Here is a 10577-nt window from a genome sequence, read left to right on the forward strand (position 1 = left end):
TCGGGTCCTCGGCGCGGGCCGGTGACAACGCGGCCAGCAGGTCGTCGTAAGCATCCTCGACCGCGTGCACCCGGGTCATCCGGTCCCGGTCGGCGCTGAGTGCCTGCGGCAGCCGCTCCAGGCGGCGGACGATCGCAGTGACATACCGGGCCAGATCGGTCAGCCGTGCGACGCCCGTCGCCGTGACAAAGCCCTTGGGCAACAGGCGATCCAGCTGCGACCGAATATCGGCGACGGCATCGGCCTGGGCGGCGGTGGGCTTGTCCGGCAGGGCCACGCCGACGTCGTGGGCGGCAGCCAACACCTTTTCGACCCGGGTCACCGCGGCGTGCGTGGTCGGGCCGAGTTCCTTGCCGGCCCGCGCCACCAGGGCCGCGAACTCTGCTTTTGTCCACACCGGTTTGGCCAACAGGTAGTCCGCCGCGGCGTCGGCGCAGTCGTCGAGCAGGGCGGCCAGTGTGCCGTCGGGATTGGCGTTGAGCGCCAGGCGGGTGCGGGTGTCCAGTCCCCGCTCGATCGCCTTGACCGGCGACGGCGCGGTGAGCCGCAACAGTCGGCGAAGGCCGGGCCCCATGGCCGCGGCCTGTTCCGCCGGGTTGGCAAAGACCTTGATGTCGACGGCTTTTCCGGTATCCACGAAGGCCGGGTAACCACGTACGGCGTGCCCGCCGCTGATGTTTTCCACGGTGCGGGGCAGCTCATCGAGGTCCTCGGGCCAGGCGCGTAGGTCGCGACGCTCCAGGTCACCGCCCAGCGCGTCGGCCACCGCCTGCGCGACGGGCACTGCCAGCTGTTCACGTAGGGCGTCGATGTTCTTGCCGCGGGCCACCTCTTTGCCGTCGGCGGTCTCGACGGCGAAGGTCATCCGCAGGTGATCCGGGATCTTGCTCAGGTCGAAGGCGTCGACCGGCACCAGAATTCCGCTGCGCCTGCGGAGTTCGCGCTGCACCTCGTCCAGAAGCGAGCCGGCCGCGGGATCGATGTCCGCCAGGATGGCGCGGGCGGTGTCGGGCGCCGGGACGAAGTTGCGCCGCAGATCCTTGGGCAGGGACTTGATCAGCGCGGTCACCAGTTCCTCGCGCAAAGCCGGTACCTGCCAGGCGAATCCGTCGCCTCCGAGCCGCGCCAGCACCCCGACCGGCACGTGCACCGTCACGCCATCGTCGGCGGCTCCGGGCTCGAACCGGTACGTCAGCGGCAGTTCCAGGTCTCCGGCCCGCCAGGTGTCGGGATTGTCCGCGCCATCCTCGCTCCGCAACAGGTCGTCGCGCGTGAAGGTGAGCAGGTCGGGCGTCTTGTGCCGCTGCTTCTTCCACCAGGCATCGAAGTGCCGGGCCGAGACGATACCGGCCGGGATCCGGGCGTCGTAGAGCGCGTAGATCTCGTCGTCACCGACCAGCAGGTCGCGCCGGCGGGCCCGCTCTTCGATCTCGTCGAGTTCGGCTCGCAGCCGGGCATTGTCGCGGAAGAAGTGATGCCGGGTCTGCCAATCGCCTTCGACCAGTGCATGGCGAATGAACAACTCCCGACTGAGCTCCGGCTCGATCTTGGCGTAGCCGACCTTGCGCCGTGGAACCAGCGGCAACCCATACAGCGCGACCCGCTCGAAGGCCACGACCTCGCCGCGCCGGGCCTCCCAGTGCGGCTCGCTGTAGGTGCGCTGCACCAGATGGGCTGCGACGCGCTCGACCGTCTCGGGCTCGATCCGCGCGGCGATGCGGCCGAACAGTCGACTGGTCTCCACCAAATCGGCCACGACGATCCACCGTGGAGGTTTCTTCGTCAGCACCGAACCGGGGGCCAACACGAACTTGGTATTGCGGGCGCCCTGATAGTCGCGTGATTCGCCTTCACGCAGGCCTACGTGGGACAGCAGACCCGCGGTGAGGGCGGCGTGGATGCTGGCCGGTTCGGCCGGCTCATCGCCCTCCCGGATCCCGATGTCACGGGCGATGCTGCGCAGCTGCCCGGTCAGGTCCTGCCATTCCCGGATCCGCAGGTAGTGCAGGAACTCCTCGCGGCACATCCGGCGGAAGGCGTTGCCGGAGAGTTGGTTTCGCTGTTCGCGGAGGTAGTTCCACAGGTTCAGGTAGGACACGAAATCCGAGGAATCGTCGGCGAACCGGGCGTGCTTCTGCCGGGCCGCCTCTTCCTTGTCGCTGGGGCGTTCCCGTGGATCGGGGATCGACAGCGCCGCGGCCAACACCAGCACCTCACGCACACAGCCTTCGGTGTCGGCCTGCAGGATCATCCGGCCGACGCGTGGGTCGAGAGGCAACCGGGCCAGACGTCGTCCGACATCCGTCAGCGCACCCGAGGCGTCGAACGCACCGAGCTCTTGCAGCAACTGAACCCCGTCACGGATGCTGCGGGCATCGGGTGGGTCCAAGAAGGGGAACTCGGCGATGTCACCGAGTTGCAGGGCGGCCATCTGCAGGATCACCGCGGCCAGGTTGGTGCGCAGGATCTCGGGATCGGTGTAGCGGGGCCGGGATTCGAAGTCTTCCTCCGAGTACAGCCGGATGCAGACGCCGGGGGCGGTGCGACCGGAACGCCCGGCCCGCTGGGCGGCCGAGGCCTGCGAGATGGGCTCGATCGGCAAGCGCTGAACCTTGGTGCGCCGGCTGTAACGGGAGATCCGCGCGGTGCCCGGATCGACGACGTAGCGGATGCCCGGCACGGTCAGCGATGTCTCGGCCACGTTGGTGGCCAACACGATTCGACGTCCTGAATAACTGGGCTGGAACACCTTCTGCTGATCGGCGGTGGGCAGCCGGGCATACAGCGGCAGCACCTCGGTGTTGCGCAGGTCCTTGAGAGCTTCTGCGGTGTCCCGTATTTCGCGCTCGCCGGACAGGAACACCAGCACGTCGCCGGGCGGTTCGGCTTCCAGCTCGCGGACCGCATCGACGATGGCCTCGGTCGGATCACGTAGTTCGGTACGGACGATCTCGTGGTCGGGATCGTCGGGATCATCGTCGTCCGAGGCCGGCGCCGGGACTTCCAGTGGGCGATACCGGATCTCAACCGGATACGTGCGCCCCGACACCTCCACGATCGGCGCGTCATGGAAGTGAGCCGCGAACCTCTCCGGCTCAATGGTGGCCGAGGTGACGATGACCTTCAGGTCGGGGCGACGCGGCAACAGCTCCCGCAGGTAGCCCAGCAGGAAGTCGATGTTGAGGCTGCGCTCGTGCGCCTCGTCGAGAATCAGGGTGTCGTAGCGCAGCAGCCGGCGGTCCCGTTGAATCTCGGCGAGCAGAATGCCGTCGGTCATCAGTTTGATCAGGGTGGAATCGCTGGCCTGGTCGGTGAAGCGCACGGTGTAGCCGACGGCGTCGCCGAGTGGGGTGCCCAATTCGTCGGCGATGCGCTGGGCCACGGTGCGGGCGGCCAGCCGGCGCGGCTGGGTGTGCCCGATCGTGCCGCGGATACCGCGACCCAGCTCCAGGCAGATCTTGGGCAGCTGCGTGGTCTTGCCCGAGCCGGTGGCGCCGGCGACCACCACGACCTGGTTCTCGCTGATGGCTTTGGCCAGCTCGTCGCGGTGTTCGCTGACCGGCAGGTCGGGATAGGTGATCGCCGGAACGGCGGCCTGGCGAGTCAGAACGAGGGCTTCGGCGGCGGCGAGTTGCTCGGTGATCTTGGCCAGAACGCCGCCGCGAAGATTTCGCAGCCGTCGCCGCAGCCGGTCGGCGTCCCGGATGGTCAGGCCGTCGAGACGGGAGCGCAGCTCGGCAACTGACGGTTCGGACACTCCAGCAAGGGTAGCGGGCCGTGGTCTGTCAGCCCGAGCAGTCGACCGCTACCTCCCACGACGCCACGACGCCACGTCGCCCCATTCGTCGGGCTCGTCAAGCGGATGGCTGTCATAGACGCGGTAACTCTCATCCAGTTCTGCGGATCGGTGGCGGGCAAGCAACGCCGCAAGGGCCTCGTCGATCAGCGAGGCGTCGGTGCTGCCAGCACGGATCGTGCGCGCCCTGTCCAGCAACTCCGCGTTGACCGTGGTGCTCAAGCGGGTGCGATTCATGCCACAACCATGCCACCCGACTGACCGCAGGAGAATGCATCTGTGACCGACTACGTCATCGCTCCCCCGCCCCAGGCCTCGCTGCCCGTCAGCACCGGGCCCGGACGCTTCCCCATCCGCCGGGTGTTCTGTGTCGGCCGTAACTATGCGGCGCACGCCCGGGAGATGGGCAAGGACCCGGATCGGGAACCGCCGTTCTTCTTCATGAAACCGGCCGATGCCGTTCTCGAGGCGACGGGAACGATCCCATATCCACCGCTGACCTCGTCTTTCCACCACGAGATCGAGCTCGTGGTGGCGCTGGGCGCCGGTGGCCGCGACGTCGCACCGGCCGACGCGCTGGACCTGGTCTGGGGCTACGGCATCGGCGTCGACCTGACCCGCCGCGACCTGCAAGACGAGGCCAAGAAGCTCAGCCGGCCCTGGGACTGGGGCAAGGGATTCGACGCGTCGGCCCCGTGCACCCCGCTCCGGCCGGTGGCCGAGGTTGGACATCCCGACCACGGGGAAATCTGGCTACGGGTCAACGGCGAGCTCAAGCAGCACGGCGACCTCAAGGATCTGATCTGGTCGGTGCCCGAGGTGATCAGTGCCATCTCAACGGCCGTCGACCTGGCGCCCGGTGATCTGATCTACACCGGCACCCCCGCCGGGGTCGGACCGATGGAGCCGGGCGACGTGGTCTCCGGCGGTGTCGCAGGGGTCGCGGAGTTCAGTTTCACGATCGGCCCAGCCGATCGGCGGCCCGCCTGACCTTCTGTCCCGCAGTGTCCACCTGCCGAGCCGTCATGGGTCGGAGCGGATGCACCGACAGGATCAGCGCGACGCGGCGGTGCGCGTCGAAGACGGGCGCGGCGATCGTGGCCACCGGCTGCGACTTGCCGGCGACAGCACCGGTCGGGGTCAGACCGATCGTGGTGAACTCGGCGAGCAGTTGATCGGTGATTCCGCGGACATGGTCGGGCAGGCCGGCACTGGGAAGCGAGCCGACCAGTTGAGCGGCCCGGGTGAGATCCGGTGTCGTCCAGTCGACGTCGAAGCCGCGCTCACGGGTCTGCCGCAGCACCTCGGTGAGTCGATCAGTGAGCGCCCCACCCGTGGTGGGTGCCCGAGCGATCCAAGCGCGCTGCTCGGCCGGCGTATCCCAGGCCGCGAACGCGACGCCGAACGGCGGTGCATACCGGATGCGGTCGCCCGGCATGCCGGCCGGCTGCGGTCCGGCCCCCTCGAATGCGGTGATCACCAGCTCGTCGGCAACCCGCTCGACCACGGACGCGGCATAGCCGAGCTGCTGCGAAAGTTCTTGTGCGGCAATGTGTGCCGCCTGCGCCAAGGGACGGGAGGAGTCGACGCGTGCGGCCACCACCGCCAGACCCGGCCCGAGGGCAAAGGTCTTGTCGGCGGGGTCGCGGATCAACCAGCCCCGGTCACACAGCGTCGTGAGAATGGCGTGCGCGGTGGCCTGCGTCAGATCCAAGGCGCTGACCACGTCGGAGAACCGCAACCGAGTGGCGGCGGAGCCGGCCACCAGCTCGATGATGTCGACCACCCGGCTCGTCGGCGCTGAATGTGCACCTTTCACCCTTGACTCCCTCCTGGGCGGTTCATACAGTCAGCTTGGCAATTCGAGAGCTTATCTCGAATATTAGAGAATGGATCGGCGATGCGGGCAGTGGTCCTCCGTGACGGCGCGCTGACGGTGCGTGAGCTCCCCGATCCGGTACCCGGTCCCGGGGAGCTCCTGCTGCGCGTCGCCAGCACCGCAATCTGTGCCTCGGACGTGCACTTCATGGATCACCCCGAGCTCGGCGACGATCCCACCGGACGATCGCGCTACGACGCCGAACAAGACGTGGTACTCGGCCACGAGTTCGTCGGCGAGGTCATCGGCCACGGGCCCGGCTGTAGCGAGCAATTCCCAGTCGGCAGCCGGGTGACGTCGATACCGATCCGGTTGATTGACGGCGGCGCCGACGGGGCCCACATCATCGGCCAACACCCCGATTCCCCCGGTAGTTTCGCCGAGTTGGTCGTGGTGTCCGAAGCCATTGCCCGGCGCGCCGACGGCCAGGTCTCTGACGATGCCGTCGCCCTGACCGATGCCTTCGCCGTCGGCGAGTTCTATGTCCGCAGCGCTCGCCTCGAACCTGGCGAGATCCCCATCGTGATCGGCGCCGGCGCGATCGGCCTGTCCGCCGTCGCCGCCCTGAGCCGGCGTGGCATCAAACCGATCATCATCTCGGACTACCAGGAGGACCGCCGCACCCTGGCGTGCAAGGAATTCGGCGCTCACGTCGCCGTCGACCCGGGGCAACGCTCACCGTTGGACGTCTGGCGCGAGCTGCGCGCCGAACGCAACCTGTGGGGTCCGGCCGTGGTGTTCGAATGCGTCGGCGCGTCCGGGCTGATCCAGAAGATCGTCGCGGAAGCCGACATGGGCACCCGCATCTATTGCGCCGGCGGCTGGTACACCGGGGACGCCCTGGACATCACCACGGCCACCCGCCAGGGGGTGACCCTACAGTTCGGCGGCGGGCCGTGGCCGCAGGACTGGTACGGAACGCTCGACGCCATCGTCGCCGGCGAGCTGGATCCCACCCCCAGCATCGGGATGGTGGTACCTCTCGACGAGGTCCCCGACGCACTCGATCTGGCCCGACGGTCGGCGGGGCCGGCCCGAATCATCGTGCACCCGAACGGAGATCCCACATGACCGACCGTGACGACATCGTCGATGTGCTGGTTCGCTACGCCACCGGTATCGACCGGCGGGACTGGCCGCTGTTTCGCACCGTGTTCACCGAGGACTGTGTCTTGGATTACGGCGAGATCGGTGCCTGGAGCGGCGTGGACGCCGTCACCGAGTTCATGGAGCAGACGCACGCCATGGCCGGGCACACCCTGCACCGGATGAGCAACCACGCGATCACCGTCGATGGCGACACCGCGGCGGCACGCACGTACGTCGACGCGCTGATCCTGGCTCAAGACAACAACTCTGGTGTCAACGCCGTCGGTTTCTATGACGACGAACTGGTCCGCACCGAGAATGGCTGGCGGATTGCCCGCCGCCGGTTCACCTCGGTGCGCGTGGTGGCGGTCTAGGAGACGCAATGGAATTCGCAACGAAGTACGGGCCGTGGGCGCTGGTGGCCGGAGCCTCCGAGGGTGTCGGCGCCGCGATGGCCGAGGAGCTGGGCCGCCGCGGCCTCAACGTAGTGCTGCTCGCCCGGCGCCAGGCGGTTCTCGACGAGGTGGCCGCTCGGATCGGGGAAACCGGCGTGCAAACCCGCACGCTGGCAATCGATCTGGCTGCCCCCGGTGCCGCCGCCAATGTCATCGCGGCCACCGCGGACCTGGACATCGGCTTCCTGGTCTACTGCGCCGGGGCTGATCCGAACTTCCAGCCGTTCCTGTCCAGCCCGCTGGCCGACGCCGAATCACTGGTGCAGCGCAACTGCATGGTCCCGATGCAGCTGTGCCACCACTACGCGCAGCCGATGGTGGACCGGGGCCGCGGCGGCATCGTCATCTTCGGCTCCGGCGCGGGCTTCGCCGGAGGGCCGAACATGGTGGCCTACGGTGCGAGCAAGGCGTTCGACATGGTGTTCGCCGAGGCACTGTGGACCGAACTGCACGTCAAAGGCGTGGACGTGCTCGGGTTGATCCTGGGCAAGACCGACACCCCGGCGCTACGCAAACTCGAATATGAACGCGGTCAGATCGACTCGCCCGAGCAGACCCCGCCGGGCGCCGCCGCGGTCGAGGACGTGGTGGCGGCCGCATTCGACAACCTCACCACGGGGCCAACGTGTCTGGTGGGACCGGAGATTCAGGCCGCCGCACAGCTGATGGCCTCGGTGAGCCGCAACGACGCGGTACGGTTCATCGCCCAAGCCGTCACCGCCGCAATGGGTTAGCGAGTTCAATCGAGCGGGAGTTGGGCGAAGATCGTCCCGGTCGGTTGCGGCGATCCAGAACCGGGTTCGACCGTGAACGCGAGGGTGCTCGCGCCGCCGAGATCGCGCACCACGTCGGTGATCGACGGACCGACGGCACCGCCGATCGTGCCGGCGGAACGGGGCGTTCCATTCTCGAGAAGCCACATCTGATAGACGGTGTCGACCGCGGGGGGCGGAACGTCGTTCATGATGAGCACCGCGGCGTTGCGTTCGCGGGAGTAGACGACCGTGGCCGTGCCACCGGACGGGACCGTCGTGCTGACCGTCCGCACATCCGGGGCACCGAGTACCTGCTCGGCAGCCGTCGGCGGAGGCGCCGACGGCCGTAGGGCGACGCCGGCGCCGAACCCGGCACCGGCGATCACCACGGCCGCCGCTGCTGCGAGTGCGGCTGTGCGCCAACGGTTCCGGCGCGGCACCGGTGAGTGGGTGGCGGCCAGGACCCGGGCCCGCAGCGACGATGGCGCCTCGATGGCGGTGACGTTCGAGAGCACGGCCATGACCTCCCGGATGGCGCGCACCTCGTCGCGGAAGGCCGTGGACACCTCGGCCGGCGCGGACGCGAGCCGACGTTCGATGTCGGCACGCTCACCGTCCGAGACGGCATCCAGCGCATAGGCTGCCGCCAACTCCAGCAGTTCGGGCTCGGCGGGTTCGGTCATGCCACCCCCAGACACCGGCGCAGGTGTTGCAGGCCATTGCGGATACGCGACTTCACGGTAGCGAGGTTGACGGCAATGCGCTCGGACACCTGCGGATAGGTCAGGCCCCGGTAGTAGGCCAGTTCGATGCAATGCCGCTGTGCGTCGGACAGGCCGTCCAGACACTCGGCAACCTGGCGGTGTTCCTCGGACAAGGTGGCCCGTTCCACCACCAGGTCGACCGGTGGCTCACCCGATGCGGCGGCATACCGGTGGTCCCGCCGGTGGGCGGCCTGCTCGGACCGGACCCGGTCCACCGCCCGTCGATGCGCGATGGTGACCAGCCACGCCATCGCCGAACCCTCAGCGGGATCGAACGACGACGCATTACGCCACACCTGCAGGTAGACCTCCTGGGTGGTTTGCTCGCTGTAGCCGGGGTCCCGCAGGATCCGGCTGATCAGACCGAACAGCCGGGCATGGGTGGTGTCGTAAAGCGCCGCGAACGCCGCCGCATCCTGCCGGGCCACCCGCCGTAGGACGTCGTCGAGGTCGTCGTCCACCCGGCCTGAATCGGTCATCGGGGCGGAGAGTAACCATCCGGGCCGGGTGGCAAACCGGGTTTACGCAAGTTCGCGCTTCTGGAGGGTGAACTGGTTGACATCAACCTGACGCTTACGGAACAGGTCTGCGCAGCCGGTCAGATACCTCATGTACCGCTCGTAGACCTCCTCGGACTGGATCTCAACGGCTTGTTGCCGATTGGCCTCCAGCGCCGCCGCCCAATGGTCCAGCGTGGTGGCATAGTGCGGCTGCAGCGACTGTTGCCGGGTCAACACGAACCCGGCGGCGTTTGCCCGCTGCCGCACCATCTGCGCAGACGGCAACTGCCCGCCGGGGAAGATGTCGGTCAGTATGAACTTGATGAACCGGGCCAGGTCGAACGTGAGCGGGACGCCCAGCTCACGGGCCTCGACCGGATGCAACCCGCAGATGGTGTGAAGCAGCATCACGCCGTCGGACGGCAACGCGCGATGGGCCATCTTGAAGAACGCCGGGTAGCGCTGATGCCCGAAGTGCTCGAACGCGCCGATCGAGACGATGCGGTCCACCGGCTCGTCGAACTCCTCCCAGCCGGCCAACAGCACACGCCGGCGCCGACCGGTGTCCATCGCGTCGAACGTCGATTTGACGTGCGCTGCTTGGTTTTTCGACAGCGTCAATCCGACGACGTTGACGTCGTAGACTTCGATGGCACGCCGCATCGTCGCGCCCCACCCACAACCGACGTCGAGCAGCGTCATCCCCGGCTCCAGACCGAGCTTGCCGAGGGCCAGGTCGATCTTGGCCAACTGCGCTTCCTCCAGCGTCATCGAGTCCCGTTCGAAGTACGCACAGCTGTAGGTCTGCGTGGGGTCCAGGAACAAGCGGAAGAAGTCGTCGGACAGGTCGTAGTGTGCCTGCACCGCCGCGAATTGAGGGGTCAAACTAGTCATGGTGGGTCCCACCTTTCTTCACACGTGCGTGCATCCACGCACGGTTCATCGCACCCGACCTAAATAATTCGGAGCCGACGCGCTCGCGGATCACTCTCTTCTCAAACCCATCTGTGACGGCCACCGCTCCGAATAGAGATTGAGGGACGTGACGACGTGCGAGCCGTACGGGTCTCCGGGAATCCAATGAAGCGGTGCGGTATCCCAGCGGAACTGCACCTGCCTCGGCCGCAGCGCGACCTCCTCGGGCGCGAAATCGTCCACTGGGCCGGCAACGGCCCGATGTTCTGGCTGCAATTGATCCCCTCGGCTCGTCACGCTCATCGCCGGGACGGCGCACTTTGCCGTCCCTCAATCTCTATTCGGAGCGGTGGCCGTCACAGATGGGTTTGAGAAGAGAGTGATCCGCGAGCGCGTCGGCTCCGAATTATTTAGGTCGGGTGCG

At 67.7% G+C, this 10577-nt stretch carries 9 protein-coding genes and 1 pseudogene; 4 read left to right on the top strand and 6 right to left on the bottom strand.

The window, feature by feature from the left end; genetic code table 11:
- On the bottom strand, positions 1-3757 hold a 3757-nt coding region (hrpA, locus tag A5699_RS00005), incomplete at its 3' end, for an ATP-dependent RNA helicase HrpA (protein WP_067763571.1).
- Positions 3758-3805: 48 nt separating this feature from the next.
- Positions 3806-4048, bottom strand: a pseudogene (locus A5699_RS00010) (antitoxin); the annotation flags it as partial.
- 27 nt (positions 4049-4075) lie between these two features.
- Here A5699_RS00010 and A5699_RS00015 point away from each other — a divergent pair.
- Positions 4076-4786, top strand: coding sequence for a fumarylacetoacetate hydrolase family protein (locus tag A5699_RS00015; RefSeq protein ID WP_067763577.1), 711 nt, complete (start codon positions 4076-4078; stop codon positions 4784-4786).
- Here A5699_RS00015 and A5699_RS00020 read toward each other — a convergent pair.
- Positions 4752-5582 (bottom strand): IclR family transcriptional regulator, encoded by an 831-nt coding sequence (locus A5699_RS00020; protein WP_082957499.1) that lies wholly within the window; start codon positions 5580-5582, stop codon positions 4752-4754. The two genes, A5699_RS00015 and A5699_RS00020, sit on opposite strands and share 35 nt — an antisense overlap.
- Positions 5583-5696: 114 nt before the next feature.
- Here A5699_RS00020 and A5699_RS00025 point away from each other — a divergent pair, with 114 nt between their 5' ends.
- The 3 genes from A5699_RS00025 to A5699_RS00035 are packed head-to-tail and all read left to right on the top strand — an operon-like array spanning position 5697 to position 7953.
- Positions 5697-6746, top strand: coding sequence for an alcohol dehydrogenase catalytic domain-containing protein (locus A5699_RS00025; RefSeq protein WP_197508143.1), 1050 nt, complete (start codon positions 5697-5699; stop codon positions 6744-6746).
- Positions 6743-7138 (top strand): nuclear transport factor 2 family protein, encoded by a 396-nt coding sequence (locus A5699_RS00030; protein ID WP_067763583.1) that lies wholly within the window; start codon positions 6743-6745, stop codon positions 7136-7138. Before A5699_RS00025 ends, A5699_RS00030 begins: the two co-directional genes overlap by 4 nt.
- Before the next feature lie 8 nt (positions 7139-7146).
- Complete coding sequence (locus A5699_RS00035; RefSeq protein ID WP_067763586.1) at positions 7147-7953, top strand: SDR family NAD(P)-dependent oxidoreductase; 807 nt, start codon at positions 7147-7149, stop codon at positions 7951-7953.
- A 5-nt stretch (positions 7954-7958) separates the two neighbouring features.
- On the opposite strand, the gene A5699_RS00040 is transcribed toward A5699_RS00035, so the two are convergent.
- The 3 genes from A5699_RS00040 to A5699_RS00050 are packed head-to-tail and all read right to left on the bottom strand — an operon-like array spanning position 7959 to position 10132.
- Positions 7959-8657, bottom strand: a complete 699-nt coding sequence (locus A5699_RS00040) for an anti-sigma factor (protein WP_067763590.1) — start codon at positions 8655-8657, stop codon at positions 7959-7961.
- Positions 8654-9217, bottom strand: coding sequence for an ECF RNA polymerase sigma factor SigK (gene sigK / locus A5699_RS00045; RefSeq protein WP_067763593.1), 564 nt, complete (start codon positions 9215-9217; stop codon positions 8654-8656). Before sigK ends, A5699_RS00040 begins: the two co-directional genes overlap by 4 nt.
- A gap of 42 nt (positions 9218-9259) precedes the next feature.
- Positions 9260-10132, bottom strand: a complete 873-nt coding sequence (locus tag A5699_RS00050) for a cyclopropane mycolic acid synthase family methyltransferase (RefSeq protein WP_067763599.1) — start codon at positions 10130-10132, stop codon at positions 9260-9262.
- Between the last annotated feature and the right edge of the window lie 445 nt (positions 10133-10577).

The organism is Mycobacterium sp. E802, from assembly GCF_001666875.1.
Classification (GTDB): Bacteria; Actinomycetota; Actinomycetes; order Mycobacteriales; family Mycobacteriaceae; genus Mycobacterium.

What these genes read in the sequence shown, in the direction of transcription:
- A5699_RS00035 (WP_067763586.1), top strand. Translation starts at nt 7,147, where the DNA reads ATGGAATTCGCAACGAAGTACGGGCCGTGGGCGCTGGTGGCCGGAGCC.
- sigK (WP_067763593.1), bottom strand. Translation starts at nt 9,217, where the DNA reads ATGACCGATTCAGGCCGGGTGGACGACGACCTCGACGACGTCCTACGG.
- A5699_RS00050 (WP_067763599.1), bottom strand. Translation starts at nt 10,132, where the DNA reads ATGACTAGTTTGACCCCTCAATTCGCGGCGGTGCAGGCACACTACGAC.
- A5699_RS00025 (WP_197508143.1), top strand. Translation starts at nt 5,697, where the DNA reads ATGCGGGCAGTGGTCCTCCGTGACGGCGCGCTGACGGTGCGTGAGCTC.
- A5699_RS00030 (WP_067763583.1), top strand. Translation starts at nt 6,743, where the DNA reads ATGACCGACCGTGACGACATCGTCGATGTGCTGGTTCGCTACGCCACC.
- A5699_RS00040 (WP_067763590.1), bottom strand. Translation starts at nt 8,657, where the DNA reads ATGACCGAACCCGCCGAGCCCGAACTGCTGGAGTTGGCGGCAGCCTAT.